General features: G+C 72.9%; 25 protein-coding genes. 17 read left to right on the top strand and 8 right to left on the bottom strand.

The window, feature by feature from the left end:
• Positions 1-2 precede the first annotated feature (2 nt).
• The 4 genes from OG982_RS02790 to OG982_RS02775 all read left to right on the top strand — a co-directional run bounded on the left by OG982_RS02790 (position 3) and on the right by OG982_RS02775 (position 4,218).
• Positions 3-845: a carbohydrate ABC transporter permease gene (locus tag OG982_RS02790; protein WP_266613692.1), complete on the top strand. Its 843-nt coding sequence runs from the start codon at positions 3-5 to the stop codon at positions 843-845.
• A gap of 83 nt (positions 846-928) precedes the next feature.
• Complete coding sequence (locus OG982_RS02785; protein ID WP_266947860.1) at positions 929-1,924, top strand: carbohydrate kinase; 996 nt, start codon at positions 929-931, stop codon at positions 1,922-1,924.
• A gap of 359 nt (positions 1,925-2,283) precedes the next feature.
• On the top strand, positions 2,284-3,126 hold the full coding sequence (locus OG982_RS02780; protein ID WP_266947859.1) for an IS5 family transposase: 843 nt from the start codon (positions 2,284-2,286) through the stop codon (positions 3,124-3,126).
• 474 nt (positions 3,127-3,600) lie between these two features.
• Positions 3,601-4,218 carry a GNAT family N-acetyltransferase gene (locus OG982_RS02775; protein WP_266947858.1) on the top strand — a complete coding sequence of 206 codons (618 nt, stop codon included), beginning with the start codon at positions 3,601-3,603 and terminating at the stop codon, positions 4,216-4,218.
• Positions 4,219-4,230: 12 nt separating this feature from the next.
• On the opposite strand, the gene OG982_RS02770 is transcribed toward OG982_RS02775, so the two are convergent.
• The 3 genes from OG982_RS02770 to OG982_RS02760 form a co-directional block, all read right to left on the bottom strand.
• On the bottom strand, positions 4,231-5,619 hold the full coding sequence (locus tag OG982_RS02770; RefSeq protein WP_266947857.1) for a chloride channel protein: 1,389 nt from the start codon (positions 5,617-5,619) through the stop codon (positions 4,231-4,233).
• A gap of 212 nt (positions 5,620-5,831) precedes the next feature.
• A complete protein-coding gene (locus OG982_RS02765) occupies positions 5,832-6,749 on the bottom strand; it encodes an ADP-ribosylglycohydrolase family protein (RefSeq protein ID WP_266947856.1) in 918 nt (305 codons plus the stop codon).
• A gap of 22 nt (positions 6,750-6,771) precedes the next feature.
• The gene (locus OG982_RS02760; RefSeq protein WP_266947855.1) at positions 6,772-7,539 is read right to left on the bottom strand and encodes a YitT family protein; all 768 of its coding nucleotides are present in this window, start codon (positions 7,537-7,539) and stop codon (positions 6,772-6,774) included.
• A gap of 287 nt (positions 7,540-7,826) precedes the next feature.
• Between OG982_RS02760 and OG982_RS02755 the strand changes: the two genes are divergently transcribed.
• A complete protein-coding gene (locus OG982_RS02755; RefSeq protein ID WP_266947854.1) occupies positions 7,827-9,671 on the top strand; it encodes a VanW family protein in 1,845 nt (614 codons plus the stop codon).
• 139 nt (positions 9,672-9,810) lie between these two features.
• On the opposite strand, the gene OG982_RS02750 is transcribed toward OG982_RS02755, so the two are convergent.
• Positions 9,811-10,440, bottom strand: a complete 630-nt coding sequence (locus tag OG982_RS02750; RefSeq protein WP_266790057.1) for a hypothetical protein — start codon at positions 10,438-10,440, stop codon at positions 9,811-9,813.
• 417 nt (positions 10,441-10,857) lie between these two features.
• Here OG982_RS02750 and OG982_RS02745 point away from each other — a divergent pair, with 417 nt between their 5' ends.
• The 9 genes from OG982_RS02745 (at position 10,858) to OG982_RS02705 (ending at position 17,400) form a co-directional block, all read left to right on the top strand.
• A complete protein-coding gene (locus OG982_RS02745; RefSeq protein WP_266947853.1) occupies positions 10,858-12,567 on the top strand; it encodes a sensor histidine kinase KdpD in 1,710 nt (569 codons plus the stop codon).
• Positions 12,564-12,971, top strand: a complete 408-nt coding sequence (locus tag OG982_RS02740) for a roadblock/LC7 domain-containing protein (protein ID WP_266790060.1) — start codon at positions 12,564-12,566, stop codon at positions 12,969-12,971. Before OG982_RS02745 ends, OG982_RS02740 begins: the two co-directional genes overlap by 4 nt.
• Entirely contained in the window at positions 12,968-13,327 is a 360-nt protein-coding gene (locus OG982_RS02735; protein WP_266790062.1) for a DUF742 domain-containing protein, read from the top strand. Before OG982_RS02740 ends, OG982_RS02735 begins: the two co-directional genes overlap by 4 nt.
• On the top strand, positions 13,308-13,928 hold the full coding sequence (locus OG982_RS02730; protein ID WP_266790064.1) for an ATP/GTP-binding protein: 621 nt from the start codon (positions 13,308-13,310) through the stop codon (positions 13,926-13,928). The genes OG982_RS02735 and OG982_RS02730 overlap by 20 nt, the downstream gene beginning before the upstream one ends.
• Positions 13,929-14,085: 157 nt before the next feature.
• Positions 14,086-14,676 carry a helix-turn-helix transcriptional regulator gene (locus OG982_RS02725; RefSeq protein ID WP_266790066.1) on the top strand — a complete coding sequence of 197 codons (591 nt, stop codon included), beginning with the start codon at positions 14,086-14,088 and terminating at the stop codon, positions 14,674-14,676.
• Between the two features lie 37 nt (positions 14,677-14,713).
• A complete protein-coding gene (locus OG982_RS02720) occupies positions 14,714-15,268 on the top strand; it encodes a hypothetical protein (protein ID WP_266790068.1) in 555 nt (184 codons plus the stop codon).
• On the top strand, positions 15,265-16,467 hold the full coding sequence (locus tag OG982_RS02715; protein WP_266947852.1) for an MAB_1171c family putative transporter: 1,203 nt from the start codon (positions 15,265-15,267) through the stop codon (positions 16,465-16,467). The genes OG982_RS02720 and OG982_RS02715 overlap by 4 nt, the downstream gene beginning before the upstream one ends.
• 103 nt (positions 16,468-16,570) lie before the next feature.
• The gene (locus OG982_RS02710) at positions 16,571-16,936 is read left to right on the top strand and encodes an STAS domain-containing protein (RefSeq protein ID WP_266947851.1); all 366 of its coding nucleotides are present in this window, start codon (positions 16,571-16,573) and stop codon (positions 16,934-16,936) included.
• Between the two features lie 65 nt (positions 16,937-17,001).
• Positions 17,002-17,400, top strand: a complete 399-nt coding sequence (locus OG982_RS02705) for an ATP-binding protein (RefSeq protein WP_266790073.1) — start codon at positions 17,002-17,004, stop codon at positions 17,398-17,400.
• Positions 17,401-17,427: 27 nt separating this feature from the next.
• Here OG982_RS02705 and OG982_RS02700 read toward each other — a convergent pair whose 3' ends face one another.
• A complete protein-coding gene (locus OG982_RS02700; protein WP_266947850.1) occupies positions 17,428-18,000 on the bottom strand; it encodes a hydrolase in 573 nt (190 codons plus the stop codon).
• 43 nt (positions 18,001-18,043) lie between these two features.
• Positions 18,044-18,502 (bottom strand): MarR family winged helix-turn-helix transcriptional regulator, encoded by a 459-nt coding sequence (locus OG982_RS02695; RefSeq protein WP_266790076.1) that lies wholly within the window; start codon positions 18,500-18,502, stop codon positions 18,044-18,046.
• Positions 18,503-18,726: 224 nt separating this feature from the next.
• Here OG982_RS02695 and OG982_RS02690 point away from each other — a divergent pair, with 224 nt between their 5' ends.
• Both OG982_RS02690 and OG982_RS02685 read left to right on the top strand, forming a co-directional pair.
• On the top strand, positions 18,727-19,179 hold the full coding sequence (locus tag OG982_RS02690) for a hypothetical protein (RefSeq protein WP_266947849.1): 453 nt from the start codon (positions 18,727-18,729) through the stop codon (positions 19,177-19,179).
• Positions 19,176-19,742 carry a matrixin family metalloprotease gene (locus tag OG982_RS02685; protein ID WP_266947848.1) on the top strand — a complete coding sequence of 189 codons (567 nt, stop codon included), beginning with the start codon at positions 19,176-19,178 and terminating at the stop codon, positions 19,740-19,742. Before OG982_RS02690 ends, OG982_RS02685 begins: the two co-directional genes overlap by 4 nt.
• Before the next feature lie 104 nt (positions 19,743-19,846).
• Here OG982_RS02685 and OG982_RS02680 read toward each other — a convergent pair whose 3' ends face one another.
• Positions 19,847-21,013, bottom strand: coding sequence for an MFS transporter (locus OG982_RS02680; protein ID WP_266949853.1), 1,167 nt, complete (start codon positions 21,011-21,013; stop codon positions 19,847-19,849).
• 156 nt (positions 21,014-21,169) lie between these two features.
• On the opposite strand from OG982_RS02680, the gene OG982_RS02675 reads away from it, so the two are divergent.
• Positions 21,170-21,985, top strand: coding sequence for a helix-turn-helix transcriptional regulator (locus tag OG982_RS02675; protein WP_266790081.1), 816 nt, complete (start codon positions 21,170-21,172; stop codon positions 21,983-21,985).
• On the opposite strand, the gene OG982_RS02670 is transcribed toward OG982_RS02675, so the two are convergent.
• Positions 21,970-22,539 carry a dihydrofolate reductase family protein gene (locus OG982_RS02670; protein ID WP_266790083.1) on the bottom strand — a complete coding sequence of 190 codons (570 nt, stop codon included), beginning with the start codon at positions 22,537-22,539 and terminating at the stop codon, positions 21,970-21,972. The two genes, OG982_RS02675 and OG982_RS02670, sit on opposite strands and share 16 nt — an antisense overlap.
• Between the last annotated feature and the right edge of the window lie 17 nt (positions 22,540-22,556).

Genomic DNA, 22,556 nt, shown 5'->3' with positions numbered 1-22,556 from the left:
TCATGGGCACGACCCCTACGCCCCTGCGCCGCTTCATGGACTACGCCGTACTCAGCGTGCTGGCCTCCGTCTTCGTGCTACCGGTGATCTACCTGTTCCTGGGCAGCCTCAAGCCGTCCGACGAGATCCTGAACGGCCTCTCCGGCTTCCTCCCGACCGACCTGTCCTTCGACAACTACTCCGCCGTCCTGAGCAGCCTCAACTCCGACAGCACCGGCTATTTCTGGCGCTTCATGGGCATCTCGCTGCTGCTGGCGTTCGTGGTCGTGACGGGCGGCCTGTTCGTCAACTCGATGGCTGCGTACGGGCTGTCACGGCTGAAGTGGCGCGGACGCGAAGCCGTCTTCACGCTCATTCTGCTGCTGATGTTGGTCCCGTTCGAGTCGGTGGCCGTCCCGCTCTTCTACATGTTCAACGACCAGCGCAACACCCTCTACATCCTGGCGCTCCCCTTCATCGCCAACGCCTTCTCGGTCTATCAGTTCCACACGTTCTTCCGCTCGATCCCACCGAGCATCGAGGAAGCCGCCCGGATCGACGGCGCGGGCCCCTGGCGCACCTTCTTCGCGATCATCGTCCCGATGAGCAAGCCGGCCTTCGCCTCAGTGGCGATCCTGACCTTCCTTATCCAGTGGGGCTCGTTCCTGTGGCCGGTGCTGATGGTCTCCGACCCGTCGGTCCGCCCGCTGCCGCTGGAGATGAGCGTCTTCCAGGGCCAGCAGCCCCCGGACTGGGGCCAGATCCTCGCCTTCGGCGTCCTGCTGGTCCTACCGGTGCTGATCGTCTTCGCGTTCTTCCAGCGGTGGTTCGTCCAAGGCGTGGCCAGCTCTGCGGTCAAGGGCTGAGTCCGGCGCGTGTCCATCCGCAAGGTCAAGGACGAACGCTACGACCGAGCCCCCCGCACTGCGCTTTTACAGAGAGACAGCCCATGAACATCCCCACCAGCAGCGTCACCGTCCTCGGCGAGTGCGTCGCCGACGCCTTCACCGACCCCGCCCTGTCCAGCCCCGCCGATCTCGCCCTGCGCGTCCTGCCCGGTGGCGGCCCCGCCAACACCGCCGTTGCCCTCGCCCGACTCGGCACCCCCACCCGCTTCCTCGCCCGGATCTCCAACGACGTCTTCGGCACCCTCTTCCGCAACCGCCTCAGCGCCTCCGGCGTCGACCTGAGCGGCAGCGTGGCCGCCCCCGAGCCCAGCACCCTGGCCATCGCCGACCTCGACGAGACCCGCCAGGCCACCTACTCCTTCTTCGCCGACGGCGCCGCCGACTGGCAGTGGACCGCCGACGAACTGTCCGACACCGTGCCGGGCGAAACCGTCGCCGTGCACACCGGCTCCCTGGCGCTGATACGCAGCCCCGGAGGCAGCCACATCGAGGACTACCTCGCCAAGGCACGCGAGCACGCCACCGTGTCCATCGACCCCAACGTCCGCCCACTCCTCGTACCGCCCGCCGCCTACCACCAGCGGCTCCACCACTGGTGCGCCGTGGCCGACATCCTCCGCCTCAGCGAAGACGACCTCAGCTTGCTCCTCCCCGGGGCCAGCCCCGAACAGGCCTGCGATACCTGGCACGCGGCCGGCGCGCGCCTCGTCGTCATCACCCTCGGCGGACGTGGCGCCCTCGCCTCCCTCGACGGCGCACGCGTCACCGTCCCGGCCCCGACCGTCGACGTCATCGACACCGTTGGCGCCGGAGACGCCTTCACTGCCGGCCTGCTGCACCGCCTCACCGCACTCGGACACCTTGGCGGCCGACTCGACGCCCTGACCCTCGAAGGCACCGCCGACGCCTGCTCCTTCGCCGCCCGCGTCGCCGCCCTCACCTGCTCCGTCCCCGGCGCAGACCCACCCTGGGCAGAACGTTTGGCGTCCCGGACCGCCCAGAACCCGGGCGCACGAGGGCACATCCACAGCACATGAGCCTGGGGAACGGCGCCAACCCGTGAGAAGCAGGGACTAACCTCCACCTCCACTTCCGCTTCTCAGGACCCGCCCGATTCGGCCCGCACCCACACCATCAGGCGACGGTAGAAACACACAAAGACTCACGAGCCACCCTCTCAAAGAGCGTTTTGTCCTGTGGATGGTGTTTGGTTCGAATCTGGGCGGGTGGCTGTCGCCGGGTGGCTGAGGCGGCTGGTTGTGGTGTTAAGCGTGTGGCTGGTGACGGCTGCTGCAGGTCCATCTCGGTCCCTTCGCTCCTGTCTGATCCCAAGGCGCCCCCGCTCACCCCTGTTTGCGCCCTGTCTTGGGCCGTCGGCCGGCAGTACTCCCGAAACATGCGCCAACGACCGTGGCCTTATCCCAGTGACCTGTCCGATGCCCGGTGGGAACTGCTCGAACCGATTCTGTCGGCCTGGCGGGCCGAGCGGAGAGGAAAGGGCCTGGATATCGGCCGGCCGCCCGAGCGCGACCTGCGCCGGATCATGGACGCGGCCCTCTACGTCGATCGAACCGGGATCCCCTGGCGGTACCTGCCACACGACTTCGCCCCGTGGGAGACGGTCTACGGCTACTTCGCCGCCTGGCAGAAGGACGGCGTGTTCGAGCAGCTCAACGGCCTCCTCCGCCGACTAGTCAGGGAGGCCGAGGGCCGGGATGCCGAGCCGACCGCTTGCGTGCTGGACGCCCAGAGCGTCAAGACCTCCGCGAACGTGCCTGCCCCCGGCCAGGGCATCGACGCGGGCAAGAAGATCGCAGGCCGTAAACGCCACATCGGCGTCGACACCCTTGGCCTCCTCCTCGCCGTCCTCGTCACCGCCGCCAGCGTCTCGGACAACGTCGGCGGCATCCACCTGCTCTCGAACATCGCCGCAGCCCACCCCCGCATCACCAAGGCCTGCGCCGACACCGGCTACCGCAACAAGGCCATCGACCACGGTGCCCGCCTCGGCATCGGCGTCGAAGTCCTCCACCGCGACCCCACCCGGAAAGGCTTCAAGGTCATCCCGCGACGCTGGGTCGTGGAGAGGACTTTTGGATGGCTCATGCACCACCGCCGGCTTGCCCGCGACTACGAGGCCCACCCGCACCGCTCCGAAGCCATGATCCACCTCGCGATGATCGACCTCATGAGTCGACGCCTCACCCGTGAATCCACACCGAACCGGCGCGACAGCTGACCCCTTTACCAAACACCATCGACAGGACAAAACGCTCTTTCAGGTCGCCCGTGGGAGTGAGGAGCGTCACAATCGAAAGGAGTGGGTCCGGCTCGGCTGAGGGAGTGGGCTGAAAGCCCAGGGCGTGCGCGGCCCGCCCAATCCGTCCGAACCTCCCGAGTGGCGCCTTGGGGTGACGACTGGTTGGGGACCAGTTGGGGACCAGTGCCGCTGCGCGCAGGTGCACGGCACGCACATTGGCACACGTTCCTCGCCCTCAAATAGCGCCACATGTCCTGACTGTGGGCCTGGCGCAGCCATCTGGGGGTCAAGGGGTCGCAGGTTCAAATCCTGTCGTCCCGACTGGGAGTCAGCTCCGCAGTCGTTGATCAGGGCCTTGTTTCACTTCGGTGAGGCAGGGCCCTTGATCGTTTTCCGGAGGCGCCGGGTAGGGTCCGCTCTGTCGGTGGTGGTTGCGGGGACGGGTGGGGCGGGATGGAGCGTGTGGGGGCGGCGGGGCTGGTGGAGCTCGTGGGGGAGCGGGTGCGGCTGGAGGCGTTGGGGCTGCGGCATCACGACGGGCTGTGCGAGGCGGTTCGGGACGGCAGGCTGTGGGAGCTGCCGGTGACGCTCGTTCCACATCCGGAGGATGTCCGCGGCTTCATCGAAGAGGCGATGGCGGCCCGTGCCGAGGGGGCGCAGATCCCTTACGCGACCGTGGACGTGGCGACGGGGCGGGTCGTCGGGTCGACCCGGCTGATGATGATCAACACCGCGCAGCGGCGGCTGGAGATCGGCTGGACCTTCCTCGCGGAGTCCTGGCAGCGGACCGGCCTGAACGCCGAGGCGAAGCTGCTCATGCTGACCCATGCCTTCGAGGCGATGGGGATGAACCGGGTCGAGCTGCTGACGGACGTGCGGAACGCGAAGTCGCGCGCGGCCATCGCCCGGCTGGGCGCGACGCACGAGGGCGTGTTGCGCCACCACATGGTCATGCGGGACGGCTGGATCCGCGATACGGCGGTGTACAGCATCACCCGGCCGGAATGGCCGCAGGCCAAGCGCGCGTTGGAGGCGCGCCTGGTGGGCCGCGCCGGAGGGGGAGCGGCCTGACGGACGCCCGTCTCAGGGCCCTGCTGGTGCGGCGGCGGCGGCGGCAGCGGCGGTGGGCTTGGGCTGCGGGGGCGGGGTCAGGCGGGAGGCGGTGACGTGGCACGTTACGACGGTCACGATCACCAGGGGGATCACGGTCACGCCGTCCGCGCCCAGGAGCAGGGTGGCGAGCAGGACCGACGTCATCGGGAGTTTGAGGAGCGCCACCGACATCGCGCCCATGCCCATCGCGGCGGCCGCGACGAACGGGAGGCCGGGGAGGTTCGAGAGGGCGATGCCGCCCGCCGCGCCGATGAAGAGGGCCGGGAAGATCGGGCCGCCGCGGAACGCCGCGAGGCAGAGGCAGTAGGCGATCCCCTTGCAGACGACCAGCAGGGTGAGCGCGCCCCCGGTGTAGTCGGTGGCGTGGCGGAGCAGGTCGGGCAGGGCGCTCTGGCCGGAGAAGAGCACCTGGGCGGAGTCGTTGCCGGTGCCCTGCGCGTAGGCGATGGCCAGGCCCGCCGTGGCGAGGCCGAAGAGGGGGGTCCACAGGAGGCGGCGCCGGTTCACGTGCGGTTGCAGCCGCAGCGCGAGGCGTTGGATCCCGGTGCCCACGAAGGCGGCCGCGATGCCGACCACGAGCGCCCAGCCGAACTGCGCGAGGTCCGGGCGGCTGGTGGCCGGCAGGCTCGGGATGACGAGCTGGCCGGCGCCGACCCCGGTCCAGGAGCCCAGCCCCGTGAAGACCAGCGAGCCGATGCCCGCGGCCAGCAGTCCGGGCATCAGCGTGACGCCGAGCGCGGGCCCGGCGACCACGGCGGTCTCCATGAGCAGGAACGCGCCGATCAGCGGCGAGCCCAGCAGCGCGCTGATCGCCGCGAAGCTGCCGGCGGCGGCCACGACGGCCTGGGTGGTGGCGTCGGCGTGCGGCTGGACGCGCCGGACGGCGTACAGCGCGACGCCGCCGCCGAGGGCGATCAGCGGGGCCTCGGGGCCGATCACCGCGCCGAAGCCCAGCCCGGCCAGGGCCGCGAGCAGGATGCCGGGGATCTCCGCCGAGGGCGGCGCCCCCTTGGTGTTGAGCCCCTCGGCCGGCTGGTGGCCGCCGTTGCCCGGCAGGTACTGCACCGTCAGCGCGACCAGCACGCCCGACAGTACGAGGAGGGGCAGCGGCCACCACGCGGGCGGCCGTTCGAATCCGAGGCCCTTGGGGAGGTCGTCGTACAGGGCCTGCTGGATCTGATCGACCGCCTGGAGGAACCCGTACGCACCCGCCGACACCACGACGCCCAGCAGGGCGGCGAGGGCGAGGAGCTTCAGGTACCCGCGGGTGCGCAGCGGGCCGAAGGGGTCGGCGGCGAGCGCGGCGAACGGGGTGCCCTTCGGCGGCGCTTTGCGCTCCGGCGGATTCGGTGACGTCAACGTGGCTCCTCGATGCCGTCAGTTGGCGATGCCGCCGGTCGGTGATGCCGTCGGCCGGCGACATCGGCGTTGATCGGGCCCCTGGGCCCCCGGTGGCCGTGGGCCGGGGGGAAGGGCGCCGGAGGTCGTTCTGCGGCCTGAGCCTAACGCCGCCGACGGCGCCCGATGAACAGCGAAACGTACCGTTTCCTCCCCCGGCCTCCTCCCCCGGCTCAGGCGTTCACGAGCCAGTCGGGCAGTGGCTCGCGGCGCTCGCGCCAGAGTGCGGGGACGGCGGACGTGCCGGTGCGGGCGGCGACCGCTCCGCCGGTGATGGCGCAGGTGGTGTCGACGTCGCCGAGGCCCTCCGCCGTGGTCCACAGCGCGTCGGCGAGGCTGTCCAGGTTCCACGCGGCCGACCACAGGGCGAAGGGCACCGTGTCGCTCGCGCGGATCCGCCGGCCGTTGCCGAGGACCTCGGCGGCCTCCCGCGCGCCCGTGCCCGGGGCGAGAGCGGCGGCCGCGCGCAGGCCGTCCCGGATCCGCCCGGACGGCGTACGGTCCGCCACCTCCGTCAGGAACGCGGCGCCGTGCGGGGCGGGCCGGTTCCGGCTGCGGGCGGCCAGGGCGGCGGCCAGGGCCACGGCCACCGCGCCCGCGACGCCCTCCGGGTGGGCGTGCGTGACCTCGGCGGAGAACACCGCCTGCTCCGCCACCTCGTCGAGGTCCTCGCAGAACCACGCGCCCAGCGGCGCCACCCGCATGGCCGCCCCGTTGCCGAGGCTGCCCTGGCCGTCGAACAGGTCCCTGGTCTCGGTCCGCCAACTCGACGGGTCCTGAGCCAGTTTCGGCAGCAGCTGGTGCATGCCGTACCCGTAGCCGCGGTACCGGTCGTCGAGGTAGGCCGCCGCGAACGCCTCGGCGAGCTGGTCCTGGTGCACGGCGTCGTGCAGCACCAGGACCTGGTGGAGCGCGAGCGCCATCGCGGTGTCGTCCGTCCAGCGCCAGGCCGGGTCCTCGGGGGTCCGGCGCGCGCGGATCAGCTCGTACGGGTCCTGGCCGGGCCAGAACCGGGGGAACCAGCGCTCTCCGAAGGCGTCACCGAGGGCGAGGCCTTCGAGGGAGTCGCGGGCGGCAGCAGTTGGGGTCATGCCCGCATGCTGGCAGTGGCTCTTACCGCTGCGCACCTGGATTCCCGCCGGCCGCCACCGGAACCGAGTCGGCCGGGACGGCCGCGCTCGCGTCGGCCGGGGTCGCCGCACCCGCGTCGGCCGGGGTTGCCGCCCCCGCGTCGGCCGGGGGCGCCGCACCCGCCTCGGCTCGGGCCGGCGGGGGTTCGGGGAGGGCGAAGGCCTTCAGGAAGATCTGCGACAGCGGGCCGATGGCCAGGGCGTAGGCGAGGGTGCCGAAGCCGGCGGTGCCGCCCAGGAGGAAGCCGGCCGCCAGGACGGTGAGCTCGATTCCCGTGCGGACCAGCCGCACCGACCGGCCGGTCCGGCGGTGCAGTCCGGTCATCAGGCCGTCGCGCGGCCCCGGTCCGAAGGCGGCGCTGATGTAGAGGCCGGTGGCGACGCCGTTGAGGACGATGCCCGCCGTCAGCAGCGCCACCTGCGCGGCGATGCCGTGCACGTCCGGCAGCACGGCGAGCGTCGCGTCCATGGACAGTCCCACCGCGAAGACGTTGGACACGGTGCCCAGCCCCGGCCGCTGCCGCAGCGGTACCCAGAGCAGCAGGACCAGCGCCCCGACGGTCACCGACACCGTGCCGATGCTCCAGCCGAGCCGCTCGGCCAGACCCTGGTGGAAGACGTCCCACGGGTCCAGGCCGAGGCCCGCGCGGACCAGGAAGGCCGAGCTCGCCCCGTACAGGGCGAGTCCCACGTAGAGCTGGGACAGCCGGCGGGTGAGGCGGCGCGGCGGGGGCGGAGGGGTGGTGGACACCGGTGGGGCCAGCCTTTCCTGGGGCCAAAGGGGGGCAGAGCCCACCGTGTGGCATCCCCGTACGGCACGGACAGGGCCAATCCGATCCAAGTGGCCTTGTTTTCGAGGCTCGGATTTCGGCCCTGGGCAGGCCGCCCTCCCCGCGCTCCCGCCCGGGGTGAGAACCGGCACATTTATGACCCGTTTAGTCCGAATTGGTGAATCATGGTGTCCGGTCTGGCTGGATTTTTCGGATTCGTGGGTGGGTTGCCAGGCGCCCCTGACGTCACAGCGCCACCGGGAGAGAGATGCGACGCGTACCCGGCCGGAAGGCCAATCTGCGGATAGCCCTGCCCCTCGCGGCGGGCGCCGCCGTACTGGGCTTCGGAGGCCTCTACGTCACCGGTCTGATCGTGACCGGCGACGCCGTGGCCGACGGCACCAGCGTGCGCGGCGTCGACATCGGCGGAATGAGCCGTACGGAGGCCAAGACCGCCCTGGACCGGCACCTCGGCCCGAAGGCCGCCGCGCCGATCGAGCTGAAGATCGGCGACCGGATCGAGAAGGCCGCCCCCGCCTCCTTCGGGCTGTCCGTGGACACCGCCGCCACCGCCGCCCGCGCCACCGACTCCGCGGCGGACCCCGTCTCCGTGATCGGGCGCCTCTTCGCCCCGGAGCGGGACCGCGACGTCGAGCCCGTGGTCCGGGTGGACGCCCCGGCCGGGACGAAGGCCGCCGACCGGCTCGCCGCCGCCAGCCACCGCGACGCCCGCAGCGGCGCCATCACCTTCGACGGGGGCGAGGCCAAGGTCACCGGCCCCGTCACCGGTGTCGCCCTGCGCACCGACCAGGCGGCGGACACCGTCCGCGCCGCCTACCTGCGCCCGCGGACCGGCCCCGTCGCGCTGCCGGTGGAGCAGACGCCCCCGGCCGTCGGGTCCCAGGAGACCGCCCGGGCCATGAAGGAGTTCGCCGAGCCCGCGATGTCCGGCCCGGTCACCCTCGTCGTCGCGGGGAAGCCCGTCACCCTGACCCCCGAGGTCCTCGGTACGTACCTGACGGTCAAGGACGACGGCCACGGCCGCCTCGTACCCCACCTCGACGCGCCGGGGCTGCTGGCCGACCCCGAGGTCGCCCGTCAGGTGGCCGAGGCCGCCCCCGCCCCGCGCGACGCGACGCTGCGTCTCGACGACGCGGACCGGGTGGTTGTCGCCGACGCCGGGCGCCCCGGGGTGCGGGTCACCGCCAAGGCCCTCGGCGACGCCGTCATGCCGTTGCTGACGCGCTCGGGTGACGCCCGTACCGCGGAACTCGCCGTGCCGGCGGTCCAGCCGCGCCTGACGGGCGCGGAGGCCGAGCGCCTCGGCATCAAGGAGAAGGTCTCGTCCTTCACCGTCAACTTCCCGGCCGCGCCGTACCGCACCACCAACATCGGGCGCGCCGTCGAGCTGATCAACGGCTCGGTGGTGATGCCGGGCGACACCTGGAGCTTCAACAAGACGGTCGGCGAGCGCACCAAGGAGAACGGGTTCGTCGACGGCATCATGATCAACGACGGCCAGTACACGAAGTCGCCCGGCGGCGGTGTCTCGGCGGTCGCCACGACCATGTACAACGCCCTGTTCTTCGCGGGCGTCAAGCCGCTGGAGCACGGGGCGCACTCGTTCTACATCGAGCGCTACCCCGAGGGCCGCGAGGCCACCGTCGCCTGGGGCACCCTCGACCTGCGCTGGCGGAACGACTCCGGTCACGCGATCTACGTCCGTGCGCAGTCCACCGACACCTCGGTGACCATCAGCTTCCTCGGCACCAAGAAGTACGACGAGATACGCGCGACCCAGAGCCCGCGCAGCAACCCCGTCCCGCCGGGCAAGCGCACGGGCACCGGTCCGACGTGCGAGGTGCAGACCCCGCTGGAGGGGTTCGACGTCTCGGTCGACCGCGTCTTCGTGAAGGGCGGCCAGGAGGTCAAGAAGGAGACCTTCCGGACCCACTACACCCCGCGTGACGAGGTCACCTGCGACGAGCCGGCCCCGACCGGGTCGGCCACGCCGGCGCCGGCGCAGACCCCGGCGCAGACCGGGACGCGGGCACCCGCGCAGACGGCCGAGGCCGCCGCGGCCCCGGGTGCCTCCCGGCAGCCCGCCGCCTGACCCGGGCCAGAGCCGCAGGTCAGAGCGCCGGCCGGCGCATCCTGTAACGCGGCCGGTCAGCGCACCCGGCCGGCGCGGCAAGGTCAGCGCGGCAAGGTCAGCGCGGCAAGGTCAGCGCGGCAAGGTCAGCGCGGCAAGGTCAGCGCAGCCGGGCGGCGGCCGCCGCGAAGGGGGCCGCGTGCGCCGGGAGGGTCGCCAGGACGGCGACCCACGACCCGTCGGTGAACTGGATCTCCATCCGGCCCCGCTGCAGGACGCCCGTCGGGTTGGCGCGCAGCGCCGTGATGGCCGACCGGGGGGCCTCCCAGTACTGCTTCAGCGCGGGCGTCGTCTGCCACAGCGGCGACACGTCGCTCAGCCCGAACCAGCGCCGGTCGGTGACGGCGAGCACTCCCGTGACCGAGCCGCGGACGTTGGCGCGGCTGACGAGGAAGTGCCCGGCCGAGCTCTGCCAGCCGCCCTCCATGCTCGTGCCGTGCGCGAGCCGCGCGCCGGGGTCGTCCACCGGGTCCTGCGGTGCGCGGCCGGCCGCGTCCGCCGCCGCGGCGGGCCGCGACGGCCGGGAGTCCTGCCCCCGGGTGACGAGCTGCCGCAGCGGGCGCGGGAGTCTGGCCTCGATGCGCCGGCCGAGGTCGAGGGGTTCTGCCGGAGCCAGCAGGTCCTCGGGCGGAAGCGGTACGCCGGGCCCCAGTTCGTAGGCACACGCGGCGATCAGCCGCTCATCCGGACGCAGGAACCTCTGGGCCTGTTCGCGCTTCTCGTGGTTCAACGCGCCAGCTCCTGTTCAGTCGTTGGGTCGACGGGGCGCGGATTGTGTCCTGCCCCTCACGATTGTCCCTGACCTGCGAATCTTCTTGATCATCGGCCTGTCCTGGCGGGCGGAAGCGGCAAATCCGGCGTACGCGGCGGGGCCTGCTACGGCGGGAATCGGCCGATCCGCAGAGGCGATCCGGCAGTCCGTTCCGGAGCCCGGGAGACCCGCCACAACGGGCTCCGCGCGTATGGGAAGTGGAATCGGAGGACGCTCGACCGGTTGGTGCAGCCTGTGGGTTTCGGCCACTTCCGGCACGCCCAACAGGCCTTCACCGTCCAGATCATGACCTGCTGTCAAGACACGTGCGTAAAGCCGCTAAGCTTCCGGGCCGTTGTCATATGATCATTCGCTTTCGATCGTTTGAGGGTTCTGATGGTTCGAGTGGGATCGTCGCCCGGAAGTCCAGGGCCCACCTCACCCGTCGTGTGGGCGCTGCCCGCCCTGGCGACCGCCGCCGCCGCGGTGGTCGCCCTCGTCATGGTGTCCGCGCCTGCCCGCACACCCGTCGCGTGGGTGGGTGCGGTGGCCTTCGTCGCGGTGGCGCTGTCCTGTGCCGAGGCCGCCCGGCGGGGTCGGGTGATCAGGGCCCTGCGGGCCACGGTCGCCGGCCAGGAGGCGTCCCTGACGCGCCAGGAGACCGAGACCGTACGGCTCGCGCAGGACCTGCTGCCCGACGTCGTGGAGCGGCTGCGCAAGGGGGAGTTCCCCGATGAGGTGCTCGCCTCCCTGGAGGACCCCGACGCCTACGAGCCGGGGCTGACCCCCGCGTTCCGCGCCGCCCACCAGGCGGTGCTGCGCTCGGTGCTCGACGCCGTCGTCGCGGAGGAGGACCTGCGCGATTCGGCGCAGCGCGCCTTCGTGAACATCGCCCGCCGCGTCCAGGCCATCGTGCACCAGCAGGCACAGGAACTGCGGGAGATGGAGGACCGGCACGGCCGCAGCCCCAAGGTCTTCGGCGACCTGCTGCGCCTCGACCACGGCACGGCCCTCATCGGCCGCCTCGCCGACTCCATCGCCGTCCTCGGCGGCGCCCGGCCCGGCCGCCAGTGGAACAAGGCCGTCCCGCTGTACAGCGTGCTGCGCGGCGCCATGTCGCGGATCATCGACTACCAGCGCGTGGAGCTGCACTCCGTCTCGCAGGTGGCCGTCGTCGGCCCCGCCGTCGAACCGCTCATCCACGCGCTCGCCGAGCTGCTGGACAACGCGACCCGCTACTCCCCGCCGCAGACCAGGGTCCACCTGACCGCCGTCGACGTGAACTCGGGCATCGCCGTCGAGATCGAGGACGGCGGCGTGAGCATGAGCGAGGAGGCCCGCAACCGGGCCGAGCGCATGCTGCGCCAGGCGCAGCAGGGCATCGACCTCAACGACCTCGGTGAGACCCCGCGCCTGGGCCTCGCCGTCGTCGGCCGCCTCGCGCAGGCGTACGACTTCCAGGTCTCCCTGCGCGCCTCCGCGTACGGCGGGGTGCGCGCCGTCCTGGTCATCCCCCAGGACCTGATCACCACCGCCGAGGCCGCCACCGGCGTCGCCCACGGCATCGGCACCGCCTCCGGGCCCCGGGCGGCCCTGCCGACGGGGGCCGGAAGGACCGCGGCGCCGGCCGGCGACACCGCGGCCGTACGCCAGGCTGCCGACACCGCGGCCGTACCTCACGCGGCCGACACCACGGCCGTCCGTCACGCGGCCGACACCACGGCCGTCCGTCACGCGGCCGATACCACGGCCGTACGTCAGGCGCCCCCGCGCCCGGCCACCGGTCCGCGGCCGATGCCGGCCGACGAGGAGATCCCCGTGGTCACCGAGCGCACCGCGAACGGCCTCCCGCAGCGCCGCCGCAAGGCCCACACCCCGGCGCCGGCCCTGCCCGGCGCCCTCGACCCGACCAGCGCCACCGCGTCCGCCGTACCCGCCGCACGGGCCGTGACCGAGCCCGAGCCCCAGGTGCAGCCCGGCATGTGGCTGGCCGCCTTCCAGGGCGGCCTGGCCGGGGACAGTCAGACCGCCGCGAGCCGGACCGGCGGAGCAAGCCAGAACACAGACGCCTCGCCGGACTCGGCGAGCAAGGGGGAACAGCCATGAGTCAGCTGCAGACCAATATGGACTGGATGCTCAAGGACCTGGCCGAGAGCGTTCCGCAGACCCGCCACGTCATCGTGCTCTCCGCCGACGGCCTGCGCATGGCGCAGTACGGCGCGGAGACCGACACCGCGGACCGGCTCGCCGCCGCCTGCGCCGGGCTGCAGAGCCTCGCCGGCGCGGTCGCCTCCGAACTCCCGAACAGCAGCGGGCGGATGAGGCTCGTCGTCATCGAGATGGACGGCGGTTTCTTCTACCTGATGGCGGCCGGCGCCGGCGCCTACCTCGCCGTACTCGCCGACGAGGGCGTCGACGCGGGCCTGATGGGCCAGCGGATGCGCGACCTGGTCGCCCGGATCGGAGAGCACCTGAGCAGCCCGCCGCGCCGCGAGGGGCAGCCCGCGTGAGCAACCCGGGCCGGGGCTGGGACGACGGCACCCCCGAGCGGCTCTACGTCATCACCGGCGGTCGCAGCGGACCGTTACAGTCCACCTCCCTCGACCTGGTGACGCTGATCATCGCCAGGTCGGGGCCCAGGCCCGGGATGCAGCCCGAGCACGCGGCGATCATGCGGCTGTGCCAGTCGCCGCTCTCGGTGGCCGAGATCTCCGCGTACCTCGGCCTGCCGGTGAGCGTGGTCACCGTACTGCTCGGTGACCTGCTCGACGCCAACCAGGTGCTGTCCCGCCCACCCGTCGCACCCGCCCAACTCCCGGATCTGGCACTGATTGAGGCAGTCATCGATGGACTTCGAAAGCTCTGAGAAGCCCGCCGGCCCGCGGCGGGAGGACGCGCTGCCGGCCACGGCCGCCGCCGCGGTCAAGGTCGTCATCGTCGGCGGATTCGGGGTCGGCAAGACGACCCTGGTCGGCTCGGTGAGCGAGATCCGGCCCCTGACCACCGAGGAGACGATGACCCAGGCCGGGGTCGGCGTCGACGACATCCGGGGGGTGGAGCGCAAGAGCTCCACCACCGTGGCCATGGACTTCGGCCGCATCAGCATCAATGAGGAACTGGTGCTGTACCTGTTCGGCACCCCGGGCCAGCAGCGGTTCTGGTTCCTCTGGCACGGCCTGTTCGAGGGCGCCCTCGGCGCGGTCGTCCTCGTCGACACCCGCAGGCTGGAGGTCAGCTTCGACGTGATCGGCCGGCTGGAGGAGCGAGGCGTACCGTTCGTGGTCGCCGTCAACTCCTTCCCCGAGGCGCCCGAGCACCCGCTGGACGAGCTGCGCGCCGCCCTCGACCTGCCCGCGTCCGTGCCGCTCGTCGTCTGCGACGCCCGGCGCCGCGACTCCAGCCGCGACGTCCTGATGACGCTCATGCGCTACCTGCACTCCCTCGCCGCGGCCACGGAGGCCTCATGAGCCGCTGAACGGGATCCGGCGGGCGTCGCGCCGAGGCGGGGCGCCTGCCGGAGATGGCGCGATCGTTTCCCCGGATGTGGCCGATATCGCAGGTCAGATCAACAATTGTGGATCGTCCCTTCCGGAGCGTCGCGCCCGGGACCTACGATTCCGAATCATGATCCCCCCTGCATCGGGCGTGCCGGCCGAACGGGCCACGGGTGCCGCACTGTTCGGCGCCCGGCTCAGCCGCCTGATCGAACTGCGCTATCCGGACGGGGGCGCCCGCTACCTCGACGTCGAGATCGCCGCGGGCACGCGCATCAGCCAGCAGCACGTGGCCAATCTCCGCAACGGGAAATCGGTGCCCGGGCTCGACCGGGCGCTGAGCCTGGCCGCCTTCTTCCGCCTCGACGGCGTCGACTACTTCGTCCGGCCCGAGACGCACCCCGCGGTGGCGGCCGTCGAACGCAGGCTGCTGGCCCTGGAGTCGGCCCGTGCGTCCGGCCTGCCCGCCGCCCCCTGTCCGGCGGGCGGCGCGCCCGCCGCGCACCCCCTCGGCCTCCCGGGCCCCGCCGACGCGGAAGAGACCCGGGCCGCACACGACGCCGACGAGGTGGACCGGCTGCGCCGGCGGTGCCGGGACAGCGGCGCGGCGCTGGCGACGGCCGGGCGGAGCGCCGGGGTGTCGGTCAGGGACAAGGCCACCGCCGCCACCCTGCTCGGCCTGGTGGAAAGCATTCTGCGCCCCGGCACGGGCGGCCGGTAGCGCGGAGCACGACCCCTTCCTCAGGTCAAAGGACGACATGGACATCAAGAGAATGCGCCGCACCCGGGACGACCTCATCCGCGGCATCGAACTGCACGCTCCCGTCGAACCCGCCGTCGTCTTCCGTGCGCTGTGCGAGGCGATGGCCAAGCGGCACGGCCAGCCCGTCGAACCGCACCTGGTGTCCTTTCCCGTCAGTACCGTCAGCGGCCTGCTCGTGTGGACGCGGACCCGCAATCTCGTCCTGATCGAGGCCAACACCGATCCCGAGCACCAGTTGGGCATCCTCGGCCACGAGCTGTGGCACATGGAGGAGGACTCCGGGCACGCCCAGATCCTCGGAGAATCGGACTGCGCGGACCTCTTCGCCCCCGACCTGACCGCCAGCACCGTCGAGCGGATCGCCGCCCGCTCCTCCGCGCGCACCGACTGCGGCGAGGACGGCGAGCGCGCCTGCGAGCTGTTCGGCTCCCTGCTCGCCATGCGCAGCAAGCACTGGCTCGGCAAGGGCGCCCATGTCCCGCAGTCCTCCAGCGCCTTCGGACACAAGCTCAACGTCTCCCTCGGCCCCGCCGGCGGTGGCGCCTGGTGACCGAGAACGTCGGCTTCTGGGTCGTCTCCGGCCTGATGTGGCTCGCGTTCCTCGTCAAGGCGCCCGGCCTGCGCCACAACCGCGACCCGCTGTACGTCCTCGTCTGCGGGGTCCTGCTCCTCGGCGGTACCTGCTTCGCCTGCGCCAACCCCGACGTGATCGGCGTGGTCAACGCCGCCACCGGCATCCCCAACGTCAGCGCGCCCCTGGTGTACTCGATGCTCACCCTGGAGAGCGCGCTGGTCCTCACCCTGATCATCTACTGGCGCGACTGGAGCCGGGAGAAGGCCGGCCGCTGGGTGCGCCGGCTGATGGTCGCCTACGGACTCGCCGTCATCGGGATCGTCGTCCTGTTCGCCCTCGGGGACGCGCCGGTGGAACGCCGCGTGGACTTCGACCCGTACTACGCCAGGACCCCGTACATCCGGGAGATGATCCTGCTCTACCTCGCCGCCCACACCGTCGCCGGCGTCATGGCGACCGTGCTGTGCGTGCGCTGGGCCGCGGGCGTCACCGGGCCGAAGTGGCTGCGCCGCGGCCTGCGGGTGCTCATCCTCGGCTTCGCCCTCAACATCGGCCTCGACGCCGCGAAGCTGCTCGCCGTCGGCGCACGCTGGTGCGGGGGCACCGGGTGGGACTGGCTGGACTCCGAGGTCTCCCGGGGGTTCGCCTTCGCCTGCACCCTGTTCACCGGCATCGGCTTCATGCTGCCGATGGTCGGGGGCAGCGTGGAGCGCACCCTGTGGGAGAACCGGGTCTTCCTGCAACTGGGACCGCTGTGGCGGGCCCTGCGGGAGGCCACGCCGGCCGTCGCGGCCGCGCTGCCGGTGCCGTGGTGGGACGTCGAACTCAAGGCCACCCGGCGGGTCGCCGAGGTCCAGGACGGCCGGCTCGCCCTGCGGCCGTACCGCAACCCGGCCGTCGCGCGGGCGGCGCAGGCGCGGGCGTCGGCCCTGCGGCTGACCCCCGAGAAGGTGGCGGCCGCCGTGGAGGCCGCCGTTCTGGTCGACGCCATGGCCGCCAAGACGGCGTCCGGGGACGCGGAGCCCCCGCTCCTCGACGACGGCGCCGCGACCGCGCTGCCGTCCCTCGACCAGCGGGCTTTGATCCGGGTCTCCCGGATGATCCGCCGCCCGCCGTTCCCCGTGCCCGGCGGCGCGGCGGCGGGCATGCGCGGGTCCGGACGCGTCCGCGCGTAGCCGCCGCGGGCATCGCGGGCATCGCGAGCCGAGGCGTATCCCGCCTGGATCCGGGCAGGCGCCGGGCGAAACGGTGTGACCGGGGGGTGAGGGGTGATGCCGGATGGCGACGGGAGTGATTCAGGAGCGCTTCACCGTGAAGGTGGAGACGGTCGACGGGGCCGTCGTCCTCGCGCTCGCCGGGGAGCTGGACCACGACACGGCCAGCGCGCTGCGCCGAGCCCTCGACGCGGCCCTCGTGCGGGCCGCGCGGCTGGTGGTGGACCTGACGGAACTCGGGTTCTGCGATTCCGCCGGGCTGAACGAGCTGCTGCGCGGCCGCCTCGCCGTCCAGGAGGCCGGCGGTGCCTTCCGGGTGGGGGAGCCGCGCGGGCCGGTCGCCCGCATGTTCCGCATCACCGGCGTGGACCGGGTGTTCGACGTGTACGCCGATGTGGCGCAAGCGCTGGGGCGCGGGGGAGGGACCTGAGCGCCATGGAACCGTGTGGGCCGTCCGGCCGGATCCGGCGCCTGGCCTTTGCCGGGGACGCCGACGTGGTCACGCGCAGCCGCGATTTCACGCGGCGGGCGCTGACCGCCTGGCACTGGCTGCCGCCCGAGGCGGACGAGGACCGCCAGGCCGCCGACGACGTCCTGCTGCTGGTGTCGGAGGTGGTGTCCAACGCCTGCCTGCACGGCGGCGGGCCGACCGCCCTGGTCCTGGACTGCACCCACGAGCGGCTGCGGATCGAGGTGACGGACGCGAATCCGGCGCCGCCGGTGCCGCTGGCCGGCCGCCTCTCCCGGCCGGCGCGGCCCGGCGGGTACGGGCTGCTGATCGTGGAACGCCTGGCCCGCGACTGGGGGTGCCGGCCGGGGGCGGGCGGCAAGTGCGTGTGGGTGGAGGTGCCCTGCCCGGCCCCGGTCCGGCGAGGGTGCGGGGCTGCCCGGTGACCGCCGGCGCCTGGCGGGGTCGGCTCGTCAGGCGTTGAGGGCCGCGATGATCTCGGCGGTGGTGCTGACCCTGCCGATGCGGGGGAAGATCTTCCCGAAGCTGTGCTCGTGCGACGCGGCGTCGCGGTCGGCGGTCGCGTCCTCGGCGAAGACCAGGCTGTAGCTGTGCTCCCAGGCCGTACGGGCGGTGGACTCGACGCCGGCGCTGGTGGAGATGCCGGCCAGCACGATGCGGTGGATTCCGCGCCGGCGCAGCTGGAGGTCGAGTTCCGTACCGGTGAAGGCGCCCCAGTGGCGCTTGGTGACGACCACGTCCCCCAGCGCGGCGAGCTCGGCCGGGATCTCGGAGAACGCGGCGGGCGGCGCGGTGTCGGGGCCCGGGCGGTCGACATCGGTGATCGGCAGATCGCCGCCGTCGGGCGACCAGGCGACCCTGACCAGGACCACCGGCAGCTTGTGCGCGCGGAAGGCCTCGGCGAGCGCGATCCCGTTGCGCAGGACCTCGGCGGAGGGCTTGTTGGTCGGCATGCTCAGGATGCCGCCCTGGAGGTCGATCAGGACCAGCGCGGTGCTGGAGTCGAGCGTCAGCGTGTCGGTCATGGGAGCTCCTCGGTACGTGGGGGGAGGGCGCGGGGAAGGGCGTTCAGTCCTCGGCCAGCCGTCGCAGCAGGGGGACGGCCTCGGCGAGCAGCCGCTGCTCGGCCGGGGTCAGCCGCTCGGCGATCAGTTCGGCGATCCGCCCGTGCCCGGCCTCGCGGCGCTCGCGGACGAAGGCCCGGCCCCCGGGGGTGAGGGAGATCAGCAGCTGCCGGCCGTCGGTCGGGTGCGGGGTGCGGACGACGTGGCCGCCCGCCTGGAGGGTGTTCACGGTGGCGATGACCGACTGCGGCCGGATCTTCTCGGCCCGGGCCAGCTCCGACGCGGTGGACGGGCCGAGCCGGTCGAGCCGCTTGAGTACGGAGACCTGCGACAGGCTCACCCCGCCGTCGGCGGCGGTGCGCAGCTGTCGGACCAGCATGCCGAGGGCGAGCTGGAGCTCCTCGGCGGTGTCGCGCGGCGGCTGCGGCTGCGGAGGGGGTATGGGAGGCGGGCCTTCGGTCATGGGGCGACCCTAGGAGATCTTCAGGCAGACTTGCAAGTTTGCCTGTCAATCCTTCTCTCCGTGTCTCCCCGAGCCCCTGGGGTGAGCCTCCGGCGCACGCCCCGGAGTCGACTTCCGGTCGCCGGAAAGCCGGTTCAGGCCAGGGAGTGTTCGATTTCGGCCGGAGTCAACTCCCCAGGCCGGACTGCGTTGTTACGGTTAGTCATGCGTGTCAGCCTGCCGACATGAGCACTCAAAGGAACTCTGACGGCTCGCGCTCCGCGCGTCGCCGGCTGGTGCTGGGGGTGGGAGCCGCGCTCTTGGTGGGCGCGGCAGTGACGGGCGCGGCGACCTTGGCGTCGGCGTCCTCGGACGGATCGTCGAAGGCAACGCCGACCTGGCCGGAAGCGCAGCCGAAGTCCCGGCAGCCGATGAACATCAACCCGGAGAAGACTCCGGAACTGGCCCCGCCCAAGGGTGGGGTGCACAAGGAAGCCCCGCTGACCGAGGCGCAGAAGCTGGCCGAGGCGAACGCCCTCGCGGCCAAGCACCCGGGCGAGGCGGTGGTCTGCTTCAACCCGGACGGCACGGTGTCCGGGGTCGCGATGGCCGACCTCGCCGACCCGGCCAAGGGGCTCACGGAAGCGGCGAAGAAGAGCCTGTGCGACCGTCCGAAGGCGATCGGGGGCAGCCGATGAGAGCCGGTACGCGCAAGCTACTCGGGCTGCCGGCCGTCGCCGTGGCCCTGCTGACGGCCCTGCTGACGACGGCGCCCCCGGCGGCCGCCGGGCCGCTGATCGGCGGGCACTGGGCGAAGGACGGCCTGGCGCGGGCGCAGATCTACTTCGTGGACCACACGGGCGCGAACTGGCCCGTGGGCGGCACCGTCAACGAGTGGAACAAGGCGTCCGGCGTCGACTCGTACTACGTGACGTCGTGCCCGGGCTCCTGGCTGCACTGCGTCAACGTGTGGGAGTGGAACGACAGCGGCGACAACCGGTACGGCGTGACCTTCTACAACATCGGAGCGAACGGCCACTTCACCTCGGCCGAGGTGTGGCTCAACAGCGGCCTGGCGCGCAACGCGACGCAGACCCGCAAGACCGCCTGCCACGAAGAGGGGCACGTGCTGGGGCTCGACCACCAGTTCACCCGGACGAGCTGCCTCATGTCGGGCGACGCGGTGGCCAACGGCATCTCCGTGTACCCGAGCGCGGATGACCTGGCGACGCTGAAGTCGCTGTACGCGCACGGCAACTGACGCCCGCGGCAACTGACACGCACGGCAACTGAGGCGCACGCAACTGACGCCCGCGAGCCCCGCGCCCCGTCCGCCAGGGGTGCGGGGTCTCGGCGCGCCCGGGCTCACCCGGCCGGCGCGGTCTCGGCCTCCGCCGCCTCGGGCCGGGCCGTGACGGGCTCCGGCAGCCGCCGGGCCAGCGCCCACGCCAGCAGCGGGAGCACGGCCAGTGGCAGCAGCGCCGTACCCAGCGAGGCCGCGTCCGCCGCGGCCCCGATGAGCGGGCTCGCGACACCGCCGACGCTGACCGTCAGTCCGAGGGTCACCCCGCTCGCCGTGCCCATCCGGCTCGGCAGGTAGTCCTGGCCCAGGGTCACCTGGAGCGAGAGCGGCACGTACAGCGCGGCGGCGGCCAGCGCCGCGCACCCGTACACCAGGGGCAGCGGCAGGAACAGGATCCCGGCGATGGCGGGCGCGGCCGCGGCGTAGGCCCGGTGGACCGTGGCGACCCGGCCCCAGCGGGAGGCCAGCCGGGCGCCGAGCAGGGTGCCGCCCGCGCTGCCCGCGAAGAGGGCGAACAGCGCCACCGTGCCGGCGGTGTCACCGCCCCCGCGCTCGCGGACGTACAGGGCGATGAAGGTGCTCAGCCCGGTGAAGGCGACCGAGCGGACGATCACGACCAGCGACAGCCGTGCGAACGCCCGCCGGTCCTCCGGGCCCGGCGCGGCCCCCGGCGCCGCGCCGCCCGGCGAGCCCGCGCCGGGGCCACCGGGCCGGCGGGAGGCGGGCGCGGGCCGGCCGAGGAGGACGCCCAGCGCGGCCGGCAGGGCCAGCAGCCACCAGCCCGCCGCCCCGGGCACCGACAGGGCGCCGAAGACGAGCAGCGGCGCGCACGCGAAGCCGATGTTCCCGCCCAGCGCGAACCAGCTCATCGCCGTGTGCCCGGCGCCGCCCAGCGCGGTGCGGACCAGCCGGGCGGCCGCCGGGTGGTACGCGGCGACCCCCAGCCCGGACAGGGCGACAGCGGCCACCGTGGCCGGGTAGCCGGCGTCCGCGCCGACCAGCGCGACGCCCGCCCCGGCGGCGGCCGTGCCCAGCGGTATCAGCCACGGCATCGGCCGGCGGTCGCTCAGCACCCCGAACAGCGGCTGGACGACGGAGGACAGCAGCGAGGCGGCGAGCACGATGCCGGAGGCGGCCGCGTACCCGTACGCGCGCTCGGAGACGAGGAAGGGGACGAGCGCGGCGACGGCGCCCTGGTAGACGTCCACGCAGGCGTGGCCCGCCGACAGGGCGGCCGTGCGGCGCCGTACGGACGGGGGCGAGGACGGGGGCGAGGACGGGGGCGAGGACGGCGACGGGGACGGGGGCTTCACCGGGTTCTGAGGGTTCACCGGACGAGAATCACCCGCGCCGCCCGCGTCCCGCTTCCGATAAATTGCCGGGTGATGCAGAAAAACCGCCAAGCCCCGATGCGGCCGCCGATCCGGCACGCCGCGATCCGGCACACCCCGAGGGCCGCGACCAGCATCCGCGCGCTGGACACCAACGTCGGGATCGACCCGCACCGGCACGACGACCACCAGATCGCCTACGCCGGTTCCGGAGTCCTGTCCGTCACCACCGACGCCGGCACCTGGGTGGCCCCCGCGACCCGGGCGCTGTGGATCCCCGCCGGGACCGTGCACGAGCACCGCGCGTACGGCCGCACCGACCTGCACTCCGTCGGCCTGCCCGTCCACCTCAACCCGCTGTCCCTGGACGCGCCCGCCGTGCTCGCCGTCGGACCGCTGCTGCGGGAGCTGATCCTGGCGTACACCCGGACCCCCGAGGACGACGGCCCGCAGCGGCGCCGGATGCTCGGCGTGCTGCTCGACCAGCTGAAGGCCTCGCCGCTCCAGCCCCTGCACCTGCCCGCGCCCACCGACCCCCGGCTGGCGGCGGTGTGCGACCTGCTGCATGCCGACCCGGCGGATTCGCGGGGGCTCGCGGCGCTGGCCGCGCAGGCGGGGGCGGGGGCCGGCGAGCGGACCCTGAGCCGGCTGTTCCGCGCCGAGCTCGGCATGACCTTCCCGCAGTGGCGCACCCAGCTGAGGCTGCACCAGGCGCTGCGGCTGCTGGCCGTGGGCACTCCGGTGACGGCGGTCGCGCACCGCTGCGGATGGTCGTCCGCCAGCGCGTTCATCGACGTCTTCCGGCGGGCCTTCGGGCACACCCCGGGCGCGCACCCCGGCCGGCAGGACACTCCCTACGGGCGGGCGTAGCGCAGCTGCACCACCCCGTTGCCGAACGCGTGGGTGCCTTCGAGCCGGAGCGTCGTCGGGGCGTAGTCCACCGCCGGGAACAGCGGTTTGCCCCGGCCGAGGCGCACCGGGTGCACGTAGATCCGGTACGCGTCCACCAGGTCGTGCCGCAGGAACGAGGCCGCGAGATCGGCCCCGCCCAGCGTCAGGTCACCGCCCGGGGCCGCCTTGAGCGCGGCGACCTCGGAGGGTACGACGTCCCCCACGACGGTGGAGTTCCAGCCGACGTCGGCCTGCCTCAGGGTGCGCGAGTACACGTACTTCGGCATGTCCCGCCAGATCCCCGCGAACTCGGCCTCCGGCCCGCCTGCGGAGGGGTCGGCGTCGGCGGTCGGCCAGTACTCCGCCATGAGGTCGTACGTGACGCGGCCGTGGATGAAACCGCCCATGGCGGCGAGTTCGTCGTTGAAGTGCTGGTGCAGCTCGTCGTCCACGCTGTGCCAGTCGATCTGCCGCTCGGGCCCCTCGACGAAGCCGTCGAGAGACACCGACGACATCAGGATGATCTTTCGCATGGCGGACCACGCTACAT

Source organism: Streptomyces sp. NBC_01551, from assembly GCF_026339935.1.
GTDB lineage: Bacteria > Actinomycetota > Actinomycetes > Streptomycetales > Streptomycetaceae > Streptomyces.
Note: the sequence above shows the minus strand (reverse complement) of the source record. Positions and strands in the feature narration are given on the sequence as shown.

Excerpts from the sequence above, each read along its gene's own strand:
- OG982_RS02790 (WP_266613692.1), top strand. The coding sequence starts at position 3 with ATGGGCACGACCCCTACGCCCCTGCGCCGCTTCATGGACTACGCCGTA.
- OG982_RS02785 (WP_266947860.1), top strand. The coding sequence starts at position 929 with ATGAACATCCCCACCAGCAGCGTCACCGTCCTCGGCGAGTGCGTCGCC.
- OG982_RS02780 (WP_266947859.1), top strand. The coding sequence starts at position 2,284 with ATGCGCCAACGACCGTGGCCTTATCCCAGTGACCTGTCCGATGCCCGG.
- OG982_RS02775 (WP_266947858.1), top strand. The coding sequence starts at position 3,601 with ATGGAGCGTGTGGGGGCGGCGGGGCTGGTGGAGCTCGTGGGGGAGCGG.
- OG982_RS02765 (WP_266947856.1), bottom strand. The coding sequence starts at position 6,749 with ATGACCCCAACTGCTGCCGCCCGCGACTCCCTCGAAGGCCTCGCCCTC.
- OG982_RS02755 (WP_266947854.1), top strand. The coding sequence starts at position 7,827 with ATGCGACGCGTACCCGGCCGGAAGGCCAATCTGCGGATAGCCCTGCCC.
- OG982_RS02745 (WP_266947853.1), top strand. The coding sequence starts at position 10,858 with ATGGTTCGAGTGGGATCGTCGCCCGGAAGTCCAGGGCCCACCTCACCC.
- OG982_RS02740 (WP_266790060.1), top strand. The coding sequence starts at position 12,564 with ATGAGTCAGCTGCAGACCAATATGGACTGGATGCTCAAGGACCTGGCC.
- OG982_RS02730 (WP_266790064.1), top strand. The coding sequence starts at position 13,308 with ATGGACTTCGAAAGCTCTGAGAAGCCCGCCGGCCCGCGGCGGGAGGAC.
- OG982_RS02725 (WP_266790066.1), top strand. The coding sequence starts at position 14,086 with ATGATCCCCCCTGCATCGGGCGTGCCGGCCGAACGGGCCACGGGTGCC.
- OG982_RS02720 (WP_266790068.1), top strand. The coding sequence starts at position 14,714 with ATGGACATCAAGAGAATGCGCCGCACCCGGGACGACCTCATCCGCGGC.
- OG982_RS02710 (WP_266947851.1), top strand. The coding sequence starts at position 16,571 with ATGGCGACGGGAGTGATTCAGGAGCGCTTCACCGTGAAGGTGGAGACG.
- OG982_RS02700 (WP_266947850.1), bottom strand. The coding sequence starts at position 18,000 with ATGACCGACACGCTGACGCTCGACTCCAGCACCGCGCTGGTCCTGATC.
- OG982_RS02695 (WP_266790076.1), bottom strand. The coding sequence starts at position 18,502 with ATGACCGAAGGCCCGCCTCCCATACCCCCTCCGCAGCCGCAGCCGCCG.
- OG982_RS02690 (WP_266947849.1), top strand. The coding sequence starts at position 18,727 with ATGAGCACTCAAAGGAACTCTGACGGCTCGCGCTCCGCGCGTCGCCGG.
- OG982_RS02685 (WP_266947848.1), top strand. The coding sequence starts at position 19,176 with ATGAGAGCCGGTACGCGCAAGCTACTCGGGCTGCCGGCCGTCGCCGTG.
- OG982_RS02675 (WP_266790081.1), top strand. The coding sequence starts at position 21,170 with ATGCAGAAAAACCGCCAAGCCCCGATGCGGCCGCCGATCCGGCACGCC.
- OG982_RS02670 (WP_266790083.1), bottom strand. The coding sequence starts at position 22,539 with ATGCGAAAGATCATCCTGATGTCGTCGGTGTCTCTCGACGGCTTCGTC.